Source organism: Xanthobacter sp. DMC47 (genome assembly GCF_056313845.1).
This window is the reverse complement of sequence record NZ_JBQUZM010000005.1, coordinates 256,602-275,331: the sequence shown is the minus strand read 5'-3', so window position 1 is coordinate 275,331 and position 18,730 is coordinate 256,602. Positions and strand designations below refer to the sequence as shown.

At 67.8% G+C, this 18,730-nt stretch carries 14 protein-coding genes; 13 read left to right on the top strand and 1 reads right to left on the bottom strand.

Translation table 11 applies throughout. The features are described from left to right. Window positions 1–156: 156 nt before the first annotated feature. From ACT54R_RS21450 to ACT54R_RS21390, 13 genes are all read left to right on the top strand, one after another. Window positions 157–540 carry a response regulator gene (locus tag ACT54R_RS21450; RefSeq protein WP_476329784.1) on the top strand — a complete coding sequence of 128 codons (384 nt, stop codon included), beginning with the start codon at window positions 157–159 and terminating at the stop codon, window positions 538–540. Further along, window positions 527–2,608, top strand: a complete 2,082-nt coding sequence (locus ACT54R_RS21445) for an ATP-binding protein (protein WP_476329781.1) — start codon at window positions 527–529, stop codon at window positions 2,606–2,608. The genes ACT54R_RS21450 and ACT54R_RS21445 overlap by 14 nt, the downstream gene beginning before the upstream one ends. 413 nt (window positions 2,609–3,021) lie before the next feature. Next, window positions 3,022–3,390, top strand: a complete 369-nt coding sequence (locus tag ACT54R_RS21440; RefSeq protein ID WP_024276908.1) for a hypothetical protein — start codon at window positions 3,022–3,024, stop codon at window positions 3,388–3,390. 147 nt (window positions 3,391–3,537) lie between these two features. Next, a complete protein-coding gene (gene maiA, locus ACT54R_RS21435; RefSeq protein WP_476329775.1) occupies window positions 3,538–4,173 on the top strand; it encodes a maleylacetoacetate isomerase in 636 nt (211 codons plus the stop codon). 70 nt (window positions 4,174–4,243) lie between these two features. After that, window positions 4,244–4,852 carry a TRAP transporter small permease subunit gene (locus tag ACT54R_RS21430; RefSeq protein ID WP_476329772.1) on the top strand — a complete coding sequence of 203 codons (609 nt, stop codon included), beginning with the start codon at window positions 4,244–4,246 and terminating at the stop codon, window positions 4,850–4,852. 54 nt (window positions 4,853–4,906) lie between these two features. After that, entirely contained in the window at window positions 4,907–6,796 is a 1,890-nt protein-coding gene (locus tag ACT54R_RS21425; RefSeq protein WP_168457456.1) for a TRAP transporter large permease, read from the top strand. Between the two features lie 50 nt (window positions 6,797–6,846). After that, window positions 6,847–7,935, top strand: coding sequence for a TRAP transporter substrate-binding protein (locus ACT54R_RS21420; RefSeq protein ID WP_168457457.1), 1,089 nt, complete (start codon window positions 6,847–6,849; stop codon window positions 7,933–7,935). A 75-nt stretch (window positions 7,936–8,010) separates the two neighbouring features. After that, window positions 8,011–10,398, top strand: coding sequence for a xanthine dehydrogenase family protein molybdopterin-binding subunit (locus ACT54R_RS21415; protein WP_476329766.1), 2,388 nt, complete (start codon window positions 8,011–8,013; stop codon window positions 10,396–10,398). Further along, window positions 10,395–11,216, top strand: coding sequence for an FAD binding domain-containing protein (locus ACT54R_RS21410; RefSeq protein WP_476329763.1), 822 nt, complete (start codon window positions 10,395–10,397; stop codon window positions 11,214–11,216). Before ACT54R_RS21415 ends, ACT54R_RS21410 begins: the two co-directional genes overlap by 4 nt. Next, window positions 11,213–12,337, top strand: coding sequence for a xanthine dehydrogenase family Fe-S subunit (locus ACT54R_RS21405; RefSeq protein ID WP_476329760.1), 1,125 nt, complete (start codon window positions 11,213–11,215; stop codon window positions 12,335–12,337). Before ACT54R_RS21410 ends, ACT54R_RS21405 begins: the two co-directional genes overlap by 4 nt. A gap of 86 nt (window positions 12,338–12,423) precedes the next feature. Then, complete coding sequence (locus ACT54R_RS21400; RefSeq protein WP_476329757.1) at window positions 12,424–15,300, top strand: FAD-dependent oxidoreductase; 2,877 nt, start codon at window positions 12,424–12,426, stop codon at window positions 15,298–15,300. Between the two features lie 12 nt (window positions 15,301–15,312). Next, entirely contained in the window at window positions 15,313–15,834 is a 522-nt protein-coding gene (locus ACT54R_RS21395; protein ID WP_476329753.1) for an aromatic-ring-hydroxylating dioxygenase subunit beta, read from the top strand. Window positions 15,835–15,905: 71 nt separating this feature from the next. Further along, on the top strand, window positions 15,906–17,258 hold the full coding sequence (locus tag ACT54R_RS21390) for an amidase (protein ID WP_476329749.1): 1,353 nt from the start codon (window positions 15,906–15,908) through the stop codon (window positions 17,256–17,258). 37 nt (window positions 17,259–17,295) lie between these two features. Here ACT54R_RS21390 and ACT54R_RS21385 read toward each other — a convergent pair whose 3' ends face one another. After that, window positions 17,296–18,231, bottom strand: a complete 936-nt coding sequence (locus tag ACT54R_RS21385; protein ID WP_476329746.1) for an ABC transporter substrate-binding protein — start codon at window positions 18,229–18,231, stop codon at window positions 17,296–17,298. Window positions 18,232–18,730 lie beyond the last annotated feature (499 nt).

Below are 18,730 nucleotides of genomic sequence, written 5' to 3'. Positions count from 1 at the left end.
GTATTTCATTGCCATTTCCGTCTTGCAACCCGGGGCTCGCCAGAACCCGCACCAAAATGGAACAGGTTCGCCTTGACGAACGGGAAGGCCAAGCGTGGAGTGCCGCGCGGCAGACGAAGCCGCCTTTCGATACCGTCCGAATGGGTCCGACGGCAGATGACTCACGTTCTCATCGTCGACGACGAGCCCGAATACCTCGACGAGCTGGTCGAGGCGCTGGCGTTTCGCGGGCTGTCCACGTACGCCGTCGGGCGCGGGGCCGAGGCCCTTGAGCTGCTCGCCCGCGATCCCGGGATCCGCGTCGTGCTCACCGACATGCGGATGCCGGACATGGACGGGGTGGCGCTGGTGGAGGCGGTGAACGGGCGGTTCCCCGACCGCGATCTGCGTTTCCTGATGATGACGGGGCATGCCGCCGAGGCCGACATGGAGCGTGCGCGCCAGAAGGGGGTGCTGCGCTGCTTCCCGAAACCGCTGGCCTTTGACCGCCTGTGCGAGGCACTGGTCGAGTTCGGAGGCGTCGCCGATGCGCGCCCGTGATCCTGCTTCTCTCAGGCCGCCGCGCTGGGGCTTCAACCGGGTTACCCTGATGCTGGCGGGGCTGGTGCTGCTCGTCGGCGTCATCCCGCTGGCCGCCGCGCTGGTGCTGTTCCAGCTCCACAGCCAGGCGGAAATGGAGAAGGCCGAAATCGCCGCCCATCGCATGGCGACCCTGCTCATGCGCAGCTTCGAGCAGGCGGTGGAACCCATCGACGCGTTGCTGCAGAACTTCGCCAGCGGCCATGATATTGCCGCCGCGCCCTACCAGATCTACGAGCAGCTCAAGGACTTCAACGTCCCGGCCTCGGTCGTCCAGCTCGCCGTCACCGACAGGAACGGCATCATGGTCGCGTCCAGCCTCGCCCCGCCGGGGCCGGAGAAGGTGGACCTCTCCGATCGCGAGCACATCCGCGTGCACATGGGCAAGGACCCGGCGAAGGGACAGCTCTTCATCAGCAAGCCGGTGCTCGGTCGCGTCTCCAAGAAATACACCATCCAGCTCACCCGGCCGCTGACCGATGCCAAGGGGGAGTTTGCCGGCGTGGTGGTTGCGTCCTACGCCATCAGCGACTTCATCGACTTCTACAAGCAGCTGCGCATCGAGGATGGCGAGCTGATCGCCCTCATGGGCACCGACGGCATCGCCCGCGCCCGCGCCACGAGCAAGACCAGCTTCGGCGACGACGTCTCCAAGTCTCCGGCATTCACCGCCGCCATGCAGAAGGGCGGGGACGTCTATCACCAGGCGAGCACCGTCGATGGCGTCGAACGGGTGGGCTACACCGTGCGCTCGGGCAAGTATCCCATCCTCGTCGCCGTCGCCTATTCCACGGATTTCGTGCGGGGCCAGACGGCGGACTTCAAGGCGGCCATCTGGAGCACGGCGGCCGGCCTCTCCCTCGCGCTGCTGGTGGTCGCGGCGGTCGGCGGCAGCTACCTCAACCTGCAGAAGAGACTGGAGGCGCAGGAGGTGCAGGCGCTCGCCCGCCAGCGCGAGGCCAACGTGCTCGACGCCATCAGCCGGGTGCCCGGCGTCTCGGTGATGCACGTCACGCCCGACGGCGCCACCGAGATCGGATCGCCGCCGCACGGCGGGCTCGGCTGCCTCATGCGCGCCTATCTGGAGAGCCGGCGCTTCCGCACCCTCGTCGCGGACCTGAGCGAGTCGCGACACATCAACGAGCGCCTCTCCGATGGCGAGGCCGACGTCGAGGCGGAGATCGTCGTGGCGCCCCTCCAGGGCATGGACCGGGGCGGCTCCGGCGGGCAGGAGGTGGTGGTCGTCGCCGTGGACCAGACCCAGCGCCGGATGGAGGAGAACAAGCTCTACCAGATGTCCAAGCTCGCCTCCCTCGGCGAGGTGGCGACCGGGCTCGCCCATGAGATCAACCAGCCGCTCGGGGTCATCCGCCTCGCCGCCTCCAACGCCCTCACCGGCATGAAGATGGGTCTGCCGCCGGAGCATCTGGTCTCCAAGCTCGACCGCATCGTGCAGCAGACGGTGCGCATGAGCCGGATCATCGACCACATGCGCATCTTCGGCCGCAAGAGCGACGAGCATCTCCAGCCCTCCGGCCCGCTCGATGCGGTGGACGGCGCGCTCCAGGTGGTGGGTGCGCACCTGCGGCTCGACAATATCGAGGTCGAGACCGTCCGGGGGGCGGACATCCCCAAGGTGCTGTGCCGGCAGGACCAGCTGGAGCAGGTCATCATCAACCTGATCCAGAACGCCCGCGACGCCATCGTCGAGCGCCGCGCCCGCACCGGCGATGACCTTCCCGGCCTGATCCGCCTGTCCGTCGGCTGCGAGCCGGGCAAGGCCGGTCGCGTGCTCCGCATCCGCGTGGCGGACAATGGCGGCGGCATCTCCGAGGACGTGATGGAGCGCATCTTCCAGCCCTTCTTCACCACCAAGCCGCCCGGCAAGGGCACGGGGCTCGGCCTCTCGGTCAGCTTCGGCATCATCCGCGACCACGGCGGCACGCTCTCCGTCGAGAACGGGGACGGCGGCGCGGTCTTCACCATCGAATTGCCGGCGCTTGAAGAGGGGGTGTCACAGGCCGTCTGAGGCGGCCCGTGACATCCCCCTGAAGCACCTTTCGCGCCGCCGCAAAGGCGAACGGGCGGCCGTGCATTGCGTGCCGCAGACGCCGTCGTGCGCCGTATCGGCTGGCCCGGTGCGGCTTTGCCGCGCGCTGCGCTGCACCATCGAAATCGGCATAATTAATCAGTATCACCTCTTTTATTGATTTTTGCCGATCACCGAAGCGGCAGGAATCTGCGCGATTTCCCAGCATTCAGCCCATATCGACGGCATTGTGTAGAAATCTGACGTGGCGCATTGACGGCCGAATTAATCAGTGTACTCCTATTAATGGAGTCCGCCGCAGGCGGGCGTCGCTGGAGCAAACGCTGGAGCACGCGCCGTCGGATCGCGCTGCGGTCGGGCTTGTCGTCTCCAGGGGAAGAAGGGAGACAGGAATGGCTCAGGAGCCCCTCGCCACCAAGGGCAACTACCTTCACATCTACGACTTCACCATCAATCCTGGCGTGGAGGAGGAGTTCATCCGCGAGTTCGAGGATTTCGACTATTCGGATGGAAACCCCATGCACAAGTCGTGGGCGCAGGTGAAGGACGGCGTTCTGCTGCGCGATGAAGAAAATCCGCTGCGTTTCTACTTGATCGCCGAGTGGAAGGACATCGAGGAGCACGCCAAGATCCGCAAGATCCTGGCCGAGGAGATCAAGCCCTCGTTCATCCGCCACATTGTCGGCGGCAAGTTCGTGCCGCGCTACGCCAAGGTGGTGTCCTCCACGCCCGACGAAATCCTCGCCAAGGCCGCCGGCTGAAAGCTTCCGTCGGCTGAAAGCTTCAGCCGGCTGGGGCTTTCGGGCGGCCGACATCTGCGGGCGTTTTGCCGCCCGCTCTCCGGCGATGACTCCGTGCCGTCGCCGTTCCATGCGTGTGAAGAAAAACAAAACCTCCAGAGTGCGCAAATGGAACTCTACGGTTTCTTCCGGTCGTCCGCGTCCTACAGGGTGCGCATCGCGCTCGCCTTCAAGGGGCTCGCCGCGACGCCGCGCCCGATCAGCCTGCCGAAGATGGAGCACAGGGCGGACGCCTTCGTGCGCCTCAACCCGCAGGGGCTGGTGCCGGCCCTGGTGGACGGCAGCCTGGTGCTGACCCAGTCGCTCGCCATCATGGAATATCTGGAGGAGACGCAGCCCGAGCCCGCGCTGCTGCCGAAGGACCCCATCGAGCGGGCCTATGTGCGCGCCTTCAGCCAGGCCATCTGTTGCGACATCCATCCGCTGAACAACGTGCGGGTGCTCAAGCATCTCGATCGCCTCGGCCATGACGAGACCGCGCGCAACGCCTGGTATGCCCATTGGATCGCCGAGGGCTTCCGCAGCCTCGAGGCGATGCTGGCGGACCGTGGCCTCAGCGGCCGGTTCGTGCTGGGCGATGCGCCCGGCATGGCGGACATCTGCCTCGTGCCGCAGGTGTTCAACGCCCAGCGCTTCAATTGCGACGTGACGCCCTATCCGCTGGTGATGGGCATCTACGAGAACTGCATGGCCCTCGATTGCTTCGAGGCCACGCACCCCAAGTATCAGGCGGATGCCGCCTAGTTTAGAACAGTTCTTTTTCAAGTTACAAAGTCATACGCCACTCACGTCCCCCTGCCCCGGGAGTAGAGGCATGAAAGCCCTATTGTCGTTCTCGCGCTCCATCGATGCGCTCAATGTCTTTGTCGGCCGGGTGGCCTGCTGGGCCATTTTCGTGGCCATCCTCGTTTCGGCCGCCAATGCGGTGGTCCGCAAGATGTTCGGCGTGTCGTCCAACGCCTGGCTTGAACTGCAATGGTATCTGTTCGGCGCGGTCTTCATGCTCTGCGCGCCGTGGACGCTCCAGCTCAACGAGCACATCCGCATCGACATCGTGGCCTCGCGCCTCAGCCGGCGCGTGACCAACATCATCGAGATCATCTGCATCGTCCTGTTCCTGATGGTGTTCTCCGCGCTCATGGTGTGGCTCTCGGTGCCGTTCGTGTTCGACTCGCTGAAGTCGGGCGAGACGTCCACCAACGCGGGCGGGCTCATCCTGTGGCCGGCCAAGGCGCTGATCCTCGTCGGCTTTGCGCTGCTGCTGCTGCAGGGCGTCAGCGAACTCATCAAGCGCATCGCCATCATGCGCGGTGACCTCGCCGAGGCGGCGGGCGCCGACCTGCACGAGGCCGAGGCGGAACGCATCCTCCATGAACTCGCGAAGGTGGACCCCCGCATCTCGGAAGGCGGCATGCGGCCATGACGCCGGCCCCGACATCCACCCGCACCTTCGCCCGCCGCGCCTGAGGCCGCTCCGATGATCGAGTTCATTGCCCACAACCTCGCCCCCATCATGTTCGCGACGCTCGTCGTGTTCATGCTGCTGGGCTATCCCGTCGCCTTCGCGCTGGCCGCCAACGGGCTGCTGTTCTTCTTCATCGCCGTGGAGCTTTCGCCCTACGCGCCGGACGCGATTACGTTGTCCTGGCCGCTCCTCCAGGCGCTGCCGGAGCGGGTGTTCGGCACCATGGCCAACGAGGTGCTGCTCGCCATCCCCTTCTTCACCTTCATGGGGCTGGTGCTGGAGCGCTCCGGCATGGCGGAAGACCTGCTGGAGACCATCGGCCAGTTGTTCGGTACCGTGCGCGGGGGCCTCGCCTATGCGGTGATCTTCGTCGGCGCGCTGCTGGCCGCGACGACGGGCGTGGTGGCGGCCTCGGTCATCTCCATGGGCCTCATCTCGCTGCCCATCATGCTGCGCTACGGCTACGACCGGCGCCTCGCCGCCGGCGTCATCGCCGCCTCCGGCACGCTGGCGCAGATCATCCCGCCCTCGCTCGTGCTGATCGTGATGGCGGACCAGCTCGGCCGTTCGGTGGGCGACATGTATGAGGGCGCCTTCCTGCCCGGCCTCATCCTCTCCGGCCTCTACGCGCTGTTCGTGTTCGCGGTCACCATCGTCTCGCCGAAGTCGGCGCCCGGCCTGCCGCGCGAGGCGCTGACCTGCTGCGAGCCGTCCGGCGCGCGCGGCGTGTGGCAGCTCGGTGTGCTGGTCGCCTATTCCGCCGCCGTCGCCACCCTGCTGATGCGGGAGACCGGCATCAAGGCGGGGGCGGACTATGCGATCCTCGCCATCTGCATGGCGGTGGTGGTGGCCCTCGTCTGCGCCCTGCTGAACCGCTTCCTCGGCGCCCGGCGGCTCGTCCTTTCCGCCGTGCTCACGGCGGCGTTCGGCGCGGCCTATGTGCTGCTGCGCGAGAGCGGGCATCCGACGGTCGGGCTCGTGGCGGACATCATCGCCGCCGGCGCGCTCTATGCCTTCATCGCCGGTGGCGTGGAGCGCTTCACCGGCCTGCCTCTGGTCTCGCGCATGGCCGAGCGCGTCACCTTCGTCATGGTGCCGCCGCTGCTGCTCATCTTCCTCGTGCTCGGCACCATCTTCCTCGGCGTCGCGACGCCCACGGAAGGCGGCGCCATGGGTGCGCTGGGCGCCATGGTGCTCGCCGCGCTCAAGCGCCGGCTGGAGAAGAACCCCGCGCGCTTCTCCCTCTCCATCCTCACCCAGGCGACGCAGACGACGGCCAAGCTCTCCGCCTTCGCCATCTTCATCGTGGTCGGCGCGCGGGTGTTCTCGCTCACCTTCTACGGCATCAACGGCCACCTGTGGGTGGAGCACCTGCTCACCAGCCTGCCGGGCGGGCAGATGGGCTTCCTGCTGTTCATCAACGCGCTGATCTTCGTCCTCGCCTTCTTCCTCGATTTCTTCGAGCTGGCCTTCATCGTCGTGCCGCTGCTGGCGCCGGCGGCGGACAAGCTGGGCATCGACCTCATCTGGCTCGGCGTGATGCTGGGGGTGAACATGCAGACCTCCTTCATGCACCCGCCGTTTGGCTTCGCGCTCTTCTATCTGCGCTCGGTGGCGCCGAAGACGGCCTATCTCGACCGCCTCACCGGCAAGCGCATGGAGCCCGTCACCTCGGCGCAGATCTATTGGGGCGCCATTCCCTTCGTGGTGATCCAGCTGGTGATGGTGAGCATCATCGCCGTCTTCCCCGGCCTCGTGATGCACTACAAGTCGTCGGCCCCCGCCTCCGATCCCGCCGCCGCCCAGCGCCAGCTCGACAGCCTCGATGCCCCCGCGAGCGGCCTCGGCCTGCCCGCCATGCCCGGCCTCGATGATCTGCCGAAGCCCGGAGCCGGGCTCTGACCCCCGTTTGCCGACAGATGCCGACCAGTCAAAAACAAAGGGGAATGAAAATGAAGAGACGGACCTTCCTGACGAACATCGCCGCCGGCTCCGCCGCCACCCTCGTGGCCGCGCCGGCCATCGCCCAGAGCCAGCCGACGGTGAAGTGGCGCATGGCCACGAGCTGGCCGAAGAGCCTCGACACCATCTACGGCTCGGCGGTGGCCATGTGCCAGCGCATCGGCGAGCTGACCGAGGGCAAGTTCGAGGTGATGCCGTTTGCCGGCGGCGAGATCGTCGGCGCGACGCAGGTGTTCGACGCGACCAAGAACAAGACGGTGGAATGCTCCCACACCCTCACCGCCTTCTTCACCGGCAAGAATCCGGCCTATGCCTTCGACGGCGGCATCGCCTTCGGCACCAACGCCCGCCAGCAGAATGCCTGGTATTACTACGGCGGCGGCAAGGCGCTGATCCAGGAGCTGTTCGGCAAGGAGAACATGGTCTCCTTCCCCTGTGGCAATACCGGCGTGCAGATGGGCGGCTGGTATCGCAAGGAGATCAAGGGCCTTGAGGATCTGCAGGGCCTGAAGATGCGCATCGCCGGCCTCGGCGGGCGCATCCTGAGCAAGCTCGGCGTGGTGCCGCAGCAGATCGCGCCCGGCGACATCTATCCCTCGCTGGAGCGCGGCACCATCGATGCGGCCGAGTGGATCGGCCCCTATGACGACGAGAAGCTCGGCTTCAACAAGGTGGCGAAGTATTACTACACGCCGGGCTGGTGGGAGGGCAGCGCCCAGATCACCACGCTGACCAACAAGGAGGCCTGGGACGCGCTGCCGCCCGCCTTCAAGGCCGCCTTCGAGACCGCCGCCACCGAGCAGAACCTGATGATGCTCGCGAACTACGACACCAAGAACCCCGAGGCCCTGCGTCGCCTGCTCGCCGCCGGCGTCGAGCTGCGTGCCTTCCCGCAGCCGGTGATGGAGGCCGTCTACAAGGCGACGCTGGAGACCTTCGCGGAAGTCGCCGCCTCCAACCCGGATTTCAAGAAGATCTACGAGCCGTGGAAGACATTCCTGAACGAATCCAATTCCTGGATGCGCGTCGCCGACTATCGTCTCGACAGCTTCCGCTTCTCTGCCCCCAAATGGCCGTAAGCGGACCCACCGCGCTATGAACAACGCGGGGCGGCGGCCTCTGCCGCCCCACCAGTGCCAGGAGAGAGGGACGCCATGTCCGTGGACCATGAGACCCATCCCGCCGTCAGCGGCGAAGGCATCGGCGCCCGCGTCCGCCGCAAGGAGGATGCGCGCCACCTGATGGGCCGCGGCCGCTTCGCCGGCGATATCCGCATGCCCGGCATGAGCGATGTGGCTTTCCTGCGCAGCCCGGTGGCCCACGCGCGCATCCTTTCGGTGACCAAGCCGCAGGGGCATGAGGGCGCGGTGTTCACCTCGGCCGACTGCGCGGGCGTCGCTGACATCATCACCCGCTCCACCATCCCCGGCTACAAGCTCTCCGCCCATCCGCCGCTGGCCCGGGAGAAGGTGCGCTTCGTCGGCGACATCGTGGCCATGGCCTATGCGCCCACCCGCGCCGAGGCGGAAGACCTCTGCGAGGCCACCCTCTTCGACTATGAGGAATTGCCTGCCATCGTCGATTGCGACAGCGGCCGCGCCACCGGCGCCGCGTTGTTGCACGAGGCGTGGGGCGACAACCTCTTCCTCGAAACCAGCTTCGATTCCGGCGGCATCGAGGAGGTCGCCCGCACCGCCGCCGTGAAGGTGGAGAAGCGCTTCCGGACTGGCCGCCAGTGCATGCACCCCATGGAGGGCAAGGGGCTGGTGGCGTGGTGGGATTTCCAGGGCGACACGTTGGTGGTGAACACCTCCACCCAGGTGCCGCACATGATCCGCGCCGGCCTCGCCGAGACCCTGGGCCTGCCGGAAGCCCAGATCCGCATCGCCCCGCCAGACGTGGGCGGCGGCTTCGGCTACAAATGCCTGCTCCAGCCGGAGGAAATACTGGTGGCGTGGCTGGCGATGACCCTCAAGCGCCCCTTCCGCTGGATCGAGGACCGGCGCGAGCATCTCACCGCCGGCGCCAATGCCCGCGAGCATGAATATGTCATCACCGCCTATGCGGACGAACGCGGCAAGCTGCTCGCACTCGACGCGGAAGTGGCGGTGAACGTTGGCGCCTATTCGGTCTGGCCCTTCACGGCGTGCCTCGAGGCGGCGCAGGCCGGCGGCAATCTGCCGGGGCCGTACATCTGGCCCCACTATCGCTGCAAGACCTATTCGGTGGCCACCAACAAGCCGCCCTTCGCGCCCTATCGCGGCGTGGCGCGACCCGGCGTGTGCTTCGCCATGGAGCTGACCATCGATGCGGTCGCCGCCGCCGTGGGCCGCGAGGCCGTTGATGTGCGGGCGGAAAACCTCGTGCCCGCCTCGGCCATGCCCTACCTGAACATCACCAAGAAATTCTACGACAGCGGCGACTATCCCGCCTCGCTGGCCACCGCCCGGGAGATGATCGGCTTCGAGGCCATCCGCGCCCGGCAGAAGATGGGGGAACAGGACGGCCGGGTCATCGGCGTCGGCTTCTCCACCTACACCGAGCAGTCGGCCCACGGCACCAAGGTGTTCGCCTCCTGGGGTACGCCTTTGGTGCCGGGCTATGAACAGGCCACCATCCGCCTCAATCCGGACGGAAGCGCCGATGTGAAGGCCGGCATCCACACCATCGGCCAGGGTCTTGAGACGACGCTGGCGCAGGTGGCGAGCGAAATCCTCACCCTGCCCATCGCGCAGATCCGCGTGACGCTGGGCGACACCGCCACCACGCCCTTCTCCACCGGCGCCTATGCCTCGCGCGGCATCGTCATGGCCGGCGGCGCGGTCTCCAAGGCGGCGCAGAAGCTGGCGGAGAAGGTGAAGGCGCTGGCCGCCCACCTCATGCAGTGTTCGGCCGAGCAGGTGCGGTTCGAGGGCGGCGCCATCCACGGGCCGACCGGCTCCATCTCCTTCGCCGAGATCGCCCGCGCCTGGTATCGCACCCCCGAGGTGCTGCCCGACGGCGTGGACACGGGCGGCCTTGAAGTGACCGAGGGCTACAAGCCGGACGTGGACACGGGCCTCTTCTCCTATGCCACCCATGCCGCCCTTGTGGCCGTGGACGTGAAGACCGGCGCCACCGAAATCCTCGACTATGTGGTGGTGGAGGATTGCGGGCGCATGGTGAACCCGATGATCGTCGAAGGGCAGGCCTATGGCGGCGTCGCCCAGGGCATCGGCACCGCGCTGTTTGAGGAAAGCACCTACGATTCCGAGGGCCAGCCCCTCGCCTCCACCCTCGTGGACTATCTGCTGCCGGGACCGACCGAACTGCCCAAGGTGCGCATCGCCCACACCGAGACGCCTTCGCCCTTCTCCGCTCATGGCATCAAGGGCGTGGGGGAGGGCGGGGCGATCGCCCCGGCCGGCGCCATCGTGAACGCCATCAACGATGCGCTGAAGGATCTCGGCGCCACCCTGTGCGAGATTCCCGCGACGCCCGAGCGCGTGCTCGCGGCGCTCGCCGAGGCGCGGCGCGCCAACAATGGACGGAGCGCCGCATGAAACCCGCCGCCTTCGACCTCACCCTCGCGACCTCCCTCGATCAGGCCCTCTCCGTGCTGGCGGGCGAGGGGGCCAAGCCCGTGTCCGGCGGCTGCTCGCTGGGACCGATGCTGAATCTGCGCCTCGCCCGGCCGGCCGCCCTGGTGGACCTGCGGCGCGTCGGCGAATTGCGCACGCTGGAAGGCAGCGCGACCCATCTCGACATCGGCGCGGGCTGGACCCACGCGGAGATCGAGGACGGCGTGGTGCCGGACGTGACCAGCGGACTGATGCGCCGCGTCGCCCATGGCATCGCCTATCGGGCCGTGCGTAATCGCGGCACCATCGGCGGCAGCATCGCCCATGCTGACCCGGCGGCGGACTGGATCAGCACCATGACCGTGCTGGACGCAACGCTCCTCATTCGCGGGCGCAGCGGCACGCGGGCCTGCGCCGTGGCCGACTTCATGCTGGCGGCTTACACCACCGTGCTCGGCGCGGACGAGATCATCACCGCCATCCGCGTGCCGGTGCTCTCCGCCGAGGCGAAGACGGGCTACCACAAGGTGTGCCGCAAGACCGGCGAATTCGCCCAGGCCATCGGCGCCGTGGCGGTGGATGCCGGACGCGGCCATGCCCGCGTGGTGGCGGGCGCCGTGGAGGCGCCGCCGCTGGTGCTGGCCGGGGCCGGGGAGCGGCTGAAGGCCGGGGATATCGCGGGGGCGCGCGCCGCCGCCAATGACGAAATCGAAGCCGCGCTGGCCGGCCACCCGGAGGCGTTCCGCGCTCTTCATCAGGTGGCCGTGGACCGCGCCTTCACCGATGCGGGGCTCGCATGAACGCCATCACCCTCACCGTCAACGGCCAGCGCCTCTCCCGACAGGTGGAGCCGCGCACGCATCTCGCCGATTTCCTGCGCGAGGAACTGAACCTCACCGGCACGCACCTCGGCTGCGAGCAGGGGGTGTGCGGCGCCTGCACCGTGCTCATCGACGGCAAGCCCCAGCGCTCCTGCATCGCGTCGGCCGCCGCCTGCGACGGGGCGGACATCCGGACCATCGAGGGGTTCGATGGCGATGCGCTGATGGGCGAATTGCGCGAGGCCTTCTCCGCCCACCACGCCCTCCAGTGCGGCTTCTGCACGCCGGGCATGCTCATCTCCTCCCGCGACATCGTGAGCCGTCTCGGGGAGACATCCGAACGCACCGTGCGCGAGGAGCTGAGCGGCAATCTCTGCCGCTGCACCGGCTATGTGGGCATCGTGAACGCCGTCTGCGCCGTCTCTGCCGGCAAGGCGCCAGCGGCGCAGGCGGAGGCGGTCGGCATCGCTGCGGCGACCGCGCCCACGCCGGTGGCGGCGGCCGTTGCCAAGGCCGCACCGGCCCCCGCTGCGTCCGTCGGAGCGGGCGGCAGCGAGATCCGCCAGAGCCTCACCGTGGATGCCCCGCCCGACGCCGTGTGGCCGGCGCTGAAGGACATTCATCTCATCGCCCGCTGCCTCCCCGGCGCCGAGGTGACCGCCTTCGACGGGGAGCGGCTGGAGGGCCGCATGGTGGTCACCTTCGGCCCCATCAAGGCGGCCTTCGGCGGCGATGCGACGGTGACCTTCGACAATGCGGCGCGCACCGGCCTCGTCAACGGCTCCGGCCGGGATGGCGGCTCCGGCTCGAGAGCCCATGGCGAGATCACCTTCGCCCTGAAGCCGGCCGGCGCCGGGAGCGCCATCGACCTTGCCCTGCGCTACCGCATCTCCGGTCCCCTCGCCCAGTTTTCACGGGGCGCGCTTGTGCAGAATCTGGTCTCGCACCTGACAGGGGTGTTCGCCACCAATCTCGCCGCCGCCCTGAAGGGGGAGGCGCCGACCGCTGCGACGGGTCTCTCGGCAGCCGGCCTTTTCAAAGTGGTGCTGAAAGCGTGGTTTGGACGGGTGAAAACCTGGGTGGATCGCCGCCCGAGCTGATGTCGAACGTTTGAAGACCGGGTGGCTTGTCGCCCGAAAATAGAAAGTATACTGATTAAATTCGCCGGAAACGGTGGGAGGACGCGATGGGCTTCAGGAAGGTGGCGGAACTCGACGCGCTGCGCGACGGCGGCGTCACCGGGGTCGAGGTGGACGGCATTCCTATCGCACTGTTCCGCGTGGGAAATGAGGTTCACGCCACCCACGGCATCTGCACCCACGCGCTCGCCTTCCTGAAAGATGGCTACGTGGAGGACGGCACCATCGAGTGCCCGCTCCATCAAGGCGTCTTCGACATCCGCACCGGCCGCGCTTTGTGCGCCCCCCTTACCCAGGATCTCGCCACCTATGCCGCCAAGGTGGAGGGCGGCGCGGTGTTCGTGGACCTCGACACCGCCAGCGACAGCCCCTCTGATGCCGGCGCGGTGGATGCGGATCAAGCCACGGAAATACCGAAAGAAAAATCGCTCCCGCTTGTGATCGCCGGGGCCGGCCAGGCCGCCGCTGCCGCCATCCGCGGGGCGCGGGCGGCCGGCTTTTCCGCTCCCATCCACCTCGTCGGCGCCGAGCCGCATCTGCCCTATGAGCGGCCTCCGCTCTCCAAGGACGCGCTGGGCGATGCCTTCGACCCGGTGTCCGCCTGCCGCCTGCCGCCCGCCGACGTGGCGGCGCTGGGCGTGACCTTTCATCCGGGCCTGCGCGTGACCGGCGCCGAAGCTGCGGCGCGTATCGCAACCCTCTCGGATGGCACGCAAATTCCCTACGGTGCCCTCCTGATCGCCACCGGCGGCACGGCCCGCCGCCTCGGCGTTCCGGGCGATGATCTGCCCGGCGTGCACCACCTGCGCACGCTGGAGGATGCCGGCGCCATCGCCGCCTCCCTCTCGTCCGCCCGCACCGTTGCGGTGGTCGGCGGCGGCTTCATCGGGCTGGAGTTGGCCTCCGCCGCCCGGTCGCGGGGCCTGAAGGTCGTGCTGCTGGAGCGCGAGGGCGAACTGATGTCCCGCCTCCTGCCGCCGGCCCTCGGCGCCGCTTTCCGACGCCTCGCGCAGGCCCATGGCGTCGAGGTCCGTCGCCATGTCGCGGTCGAGGCCATCAGCGCGCGCGACGGCGCTCTGACGCTCGCGACGACGGCGGGCGAGATCGTCGCCGACACCGTTCTGGTGGGCGTCGGCCTCGTGCCGGAGACCGAGCTTGCAGCCATGGCCGGCTGCGAGGTTGCGGGCGGCATCGTGGTCGATGCTGCCGGCCGCACCACCATTGACGGCATCTGGGCCGCCGGCGACTGCGCGCTCCATCATGCGCCGCTCAACGGGCGGCGGGGCCGGCTCGAAAGCTGGCAGAATGCCGAGGAGCAGGGCGCCGCCGCCGGCCGCAGCATTGCCGGCGACGAGAGCCCCCGCACCGAGAAGGCGCCGTGGTTCTGGACCGACCAGTTCGGCCTCAACATCCAGATGCTGGGCGTGCCCGGCACTGGCGACGGCGTGGCCTTGAGTGGCACCGACGGGGCGGCTGGCGCCGTCTATCGCACCCTCGCGGACGGGCGGGTCACCGCCGTGATCGCCTTGTCCGATGCCGCCGCCATCCGCGCCGCCCGCGCGGAGTTGGCCTCCGAAGCTCCCTTCGACCTTGCCGCCCACGGCGCGCGTCTTCTTGCGCCGGGCGATTTTGAACCACCGCCGATCGATCCTGAGGAGGACGACATGAGCGCGAGCCCCGACGCCCAGTTCGCCAGGAAATACGTGTGGCCCGACGAAGGCCTCTCCATCATTCCGGACTGGGTCTACACGGACGAAACCGTCTACCAGCGCGAGGTGGAGCGCATCTTCCACGGGCGCACCTGGAATTTCGTCGCGCTGGAATGCGAGATCGAGAATCCCGGCGACTTCATCCGCTCCAATGTCGGCCCCACCCCCGTCGTGGTGGCCCGCGCTGAAGATGGGACGATCCACGTGTTCGAGAACCGCTGCGCCCATCGCGCGGCCGAGTTCTGCCGCGATTTGTCCGGCAATGCCAAGGAGTTCGTCTGCCCCTATCACCAGTGGTCCTATGACCTGAAGGGCAATCTCGTGGGCGTCCCCTTCCGCCGCGGGGTGGACGGCAAGGGTGGGATGCCGAAGGACTTCAAGCCGGCGGACCACGGTCTCAAGCAGCTCAACGTCACCACCCATCGCGGTGTCGTCTTCGCCTCTTATGTCGAAGACATGGAGAGCTTCCCCGACTATCTCGGCCCCGAGGTGCTGCGCGAGTTCGAGGCGACGTTCGACGGCCGCAAGCCCAAGCTGCTCGGCCATTATCGCCATAGCCTGCCGGGCAATTGGAAGCTCTATCACGAGAACCTCAAGGACCCGTACCACGCGACCCTGCTGCATACCTTCCTGGTCACGTTCGGCCTGCTGGTCGCGGGCAACAAGTCGCTGATGCTGGCCGATCCGTCCGGCCGCCATGGGGTGATGGCCTCGGCGAAGTCGGACACCACCCACATCGACGCCGACAAGAAGAAGGAAATGCGCGCCTACAAGGAGGGGATGACCCTCGAGGAGCCGCGTTTCATGGACTTCATCGACGAATTCGACAGCCCGTGGTCCGTCACCATGGCCACCATCTGGCCGAACCTCATCGTGCAGCGTGAGATGAACACCCTGGGCATCCGCCACATCGTGCCCACGGGTCCGAACGAGTTCATCATGAAATGGACCATGTTCGGCTTCGAGGGCGACGACGAGGAGATGACCCGCCATCGCCTGCGGCAGGGCAACCTCATGGGCCCGGCGGGTTTTCTCGGGCTGGAGGACAACGAGGCCATCAAGTTCGTGCAGGATGGCATGCTGGGTGTGCCCGGCGGCGAGCATCTGGTGAAGCTTGATCCCGGCACCGAGGCGGGCACCGCCGACACCCTCATTTCGGAAGCGGCCATCCGCGCCATGTACCGCCACTGGCGCGACGCCATGGGCATCGCCTGAGGAGGTGCGAACATGCTGAACCCTTCAAGCGCAACCGCGCCCTCCCGCGACGATCTCATCGATGCCTTGCTGCTGAAGGCGGAGGTGGAGGCCTTCAACGAGGCCTATGCCTCGGCCCTCGACCAGCAGCGCCTCGCGGACTGGGCCGAGATGTTCACCGTCAACGGTTTCTACAACATCATCTCGCGTGAGAACTACGACCGGAAGCTCCCCGTGGGCCTCATCTATTGCGAGAACCGCGGCATGATCCGCGACCGCGCCTTTGCGCTGGAGAAGACCGCCATGTTCGCGCCGCGCTATCTCAGGCACATGGTAGGCAACCTGAAGGTCGCCGAGGCGCCAGACGGCAGCATCGACGCCACCGCGAACTATGTGGTGTTCCAGGTGCTGTTCGACCGGCCGGATGCGACCATCCACCAGGTGGGCCGCTACATCGACCGCTTCGTGCGGGAGGAGGGTGGGCTCAAGCTCGCTTCGCGCGTCTGCATCTACGACAGCCTGCTCATCGACAACGCGCTCTGCATCCCGGTGTGAGCATGGACGGCATCGGGACAGAAAGCGAAGTCGTGCGCCTCGCAGCGGCGCATTCTGCGGGTACGCGGCGGGTGACGGAGACGGTCGAGGCGGCGCTCGCACGCGCTGAGGCGGCGCAGGCGGGGGTCAACTGCTTCGCCGTCCTCGACGGCGCGGGTGCCCGTGCCGCCGCGGCGGACATGGACGCCCGCCTCGCGGCTGGAGACACGCCGGGGCCGCTCGCCGGCGTTCCGGTCGCGGTGAAGGACATCCTGGACTGTGCCGGCCTGCCCACGCGCTGGGGCTCGCTGTTGTTCGCGGATGCCGCGCCTGCGGCGTCGGATATCGCGGCCGTGGCCCGGCTGAGGGCGGCGGGGGCCATCATCCTCGGCAAGACGACGACCACGGAATTTGCCCATTCTCCGCTGGGCTCTTCGCCGCTCAACGGGTTGACGCTCAATCCCTTCGCACCGGACCTTACCTGCGGCGGCTCCTCTTCCGGCGCCGGGACGAGCGTCGCGCTCGGGGTGACATCCGTGACGCTCGCCACCGATGCCGGCTGCTCCAGTCGTTTGCCGGCTGCGGCCACGGGGACCTATGGTTTCAAGCCCACCCTCGGCCTCGTGCCCCACGAGCGGGTGCCGGATGCCTTCGGCAGCTTCATCCATCTCGGGCTGATCGCCCGCAGCGTGGCCGACATCGCGGCGACCCTGCCCATAGTCGCGGGGCCGTCGCCGGCTGACCCCTGGAGCCTGCGGGCGCCGCCGCTCGCGCCGGCCGCAGGCGCACTTGCGGGCGCCCGTGTGCTCCTGTGGATGCGCGCCGGCAATTCCCGCGTGTCCCGCGAGGTCGAGGCGGCGACCCGGATGGCCGAGCGCGCGCTGGAGCGGCTCGGTGCGGAGGTGGTGGAAGAGGACTACGCCCTCGCCGCGCCAGATCCCATCTGGAGCACGCTGCAGCAAACCAACTGGGCGCTGCGTTTCGCCTCGACCTCCGCAGGGGATTTCGCGCGTCTGTCGCCGGCGCTGCGGGCCGGGATCGAGGTGGCACGGAGCTTCAGTGCGCTCGACCTCATGCGGGCGCAGGCGGCCCGCGCCCAGCTGTTCCGGGGCGTGCAGGCGAAGTTCTCGCAATACGACTTCATCCTCACCCCCTGCCTTTCCGCCCCGCTGGTGGCGGCGGACTTTGACCTCTCCACTCCCTTGGTGATCGATGGCGAGGCCGTGGGGCCGCTGCGCGCGGAATGGACTTCGGCCCTGTCCCTGTTCGACCTGTCGGGCCACCCCGCGCTCGCGGTTCCGGTAGGCCTTGCGGAGAATGGTGGCCCGCTCGCCGTGCAGCTGGTGGGGAAATGGAACGGCGACATGGCCTTGCTGGCGGCGGCCGCAGGCCTTGCCAGCGAGATGCCCGCTCCCGTCTGCCCGGGCGCGGCCTCGCTCTTCTGAGACATCCCGCGGCCGGCGGCCGGCCGCGGGATTGCGCCTATTTTCCCGATGCGACCTGCGCCGAAAGTGCGGTGTCGATCAGAGTGTTGGTGAAATAGTCCGGGGCGGCCTGGCCGGCCGGGACGAGGCCGCCATCGGCGAGCACGTCGAGCGCCTGCCGCCAGTCGGCCTCCGCCATGATGCCCATGGGCTTGTCCTTGGTGGCGGGGGTGGCGACGAAGCCCTTCAGCACGTCGATCTGCTGGCGCAGGATCGCCGGATTGAGCTTGGCGTTGGGCCGCGCCTCGATGATGGCGGCGACGGCCTCGTCCTCGTGCCCGTTCATGATGTAGGTCCACATGCCGGCGACGATGCTCGAGAAGCGGCGCAGGGCGTCGGCCTTGGCGGCGATGCTCTTCTCGGTGGCGAACAGGCCGAAGCTCGGAAAGTTCAGGCCGTAGGTCGTGAAGTTGATGGTGTTGGACGGGCGCTGCGCGTTCACCACCGGCAGGATGAAGGGCACGGTGGAGAAGACCCCGTCCGAACGCCCGGCCATGTAGGTGCCGCCCTTCGCGGACGCATCCACCGCCACCAATTCCACGTCCGATCGCTTCAGGCCGCCGGCGGCGAGGAAGCGATCGATGAAGGGGGCTTCGAGCGATCCCGCGGTGAATGCGAGCTTCTTGCCTTTCAGATCGGCCGGGCCGGTGATGCCGCTGTCCTTCGGAACGAGGAGGCCGATGTCGTTCTGGCGCACAAAGCCGGCAATGGCCTTGACCGGCAGGCCCTTGGCGCGGGCAATGGCCATGGGTGCGAGCGCGGCATGGCCCACGTCGTACTCGCCATTGCCGACGATCTGCACGGTGGACACGGAGCCGTTCCCGTCGACCAGCTCCACATCGAGCCCATTGGCGGCGAACACCCCCTTCTTCGCGGCGAGGTGGAAGGGCGCGTGGACGCCCCAGGGCGTCCAGTCCAGCCGAACGCGGATCACATCCGCGGCGTGTGCCGGTAAGATAGTCAGCATACAGCCTAGAATTGATGCAAGGAGGGCCGGGGCAGACAATCCAAACATGGGGTTGATCCTTTTCTGGTTTCGCTTCTAGTGCTCCTGGCTCGCTCGAAAGTCCGTATCAGCGGGTGATACAATGCGGTATACTGCACGAAACGTGCCCTTGGCGGGAAGGCTCTTGCGGCCGGCATGTCGCAGGGGGCACTGGCGCTTGCCGGGGCGGCGCTGGTTGTGCTCCCATCCGTTGCGGCCAAGGCAAGATACTGGCTCGTGCCGTCGCGCCGTCGCTCGAGGAAGATGGAAGGTGAGGCCTTGAAGGGGAAGGACATGCCGGCTTCCGGCGCTTTGGACGCAACCGCCGCCCACGGCCGGGATGCGGGACGCCGGCGGAAGGGGGCGCAGCAGACCGCACAGCCCCCCGAGCATGAGCCGGCAAGTGCGGAGAAGAGGGCGGCTTCATCGGTTCATGCGGATGCCGTGC

Excerpts from the sequence above, each read along its gene's own strand:
- ACT54R_RS21450 (WP_476329784.1), top strand. The coding sequence starts at position 157 with ATGACTCACGTTCTCATCGTCGACGACGAGCCCGAATACCTCGACGAG.
- ACT54R_RS21445 (WP_476329781.1), top strand. The coding sequence starts at position 527 with ATGCGCGCCCGTGATCCTGCTTCTCTCAGGCCGCCGCGCTGGGGCTTC.
- ACT54R_RS21440 (WP_024276908.1), top strand. The coding sequence starts at position 3,022 with ATGGCTCAGGAGCCCCTCGCCACCAAGGGCAACTACCTTCACATCTAC.
- maiA (WP_476329775.1), top strand. The coding sequence starts at position 3,538 with ATGGAACTCTACGGTTTCTTCCGGTCGTCCGCGTCCTACAGGGTGCGC.
- ACT54R_RS21430 (WP_476329772.1), top strand. The coding sequence starts at position 4,244 with ATGAAAGCCCTATTGTCGTTCTCGCGCTCCATCGATGCGCTCAATGTC.
- ACT54R_RS21425 (WP_168457456.1), top strand. The coding sequence starts at position 4,907 with ATGATCGAGTTCATTGCCCACAACCTCGCCCCCATCATGTTCGCGACG.
- ACT54R_RS21420 (WP_168457457.1), top strand. The coding sequence starts at position 6,847 with ATGAAGAGACGGACCTTCCTGACGAACATCGCCGCCGGCTCCGCCGCC.
- ACT54R_RS21415 (WP_476329766.1), top strand. The coding sequence starts at position 8,011 with ATGTCCGTGGACCATGAGACCCATCCCGCCGTCAGCGGCGAAGGCATC.
- ACT54R_RS21410 (WP_476329763.1), top strand. The coding sequence starts at position 10,395 with ATGAAACCCGCCGCCTTCGACCTCACCCTCGCGACCTCCCTCGATCAG.
- ACT54R_RS21405 (WP_476329760.1), top strand. The coding sequence starts at position 11,213 with ATGAACGCCATCACCCTCACCGTCAACGGCCAGCGCCTCTCCCGACAG.
- ACT54R_RS21400 (WP_476329757.1), top strand. The coding sequence starts at position 12,424 with ATGGGCTTCAGGAAGGTGGCGGAACTCGACGCGCTGCGCGACGGCGGC.
- ACT54R_RS21395 (WP_476329753.1), top strand. The coding sequence starts at position 15,313 with ATGCTGAACCCTTCAAGCGCAACCGCGCCCTCCCGCGACGATCTCATC.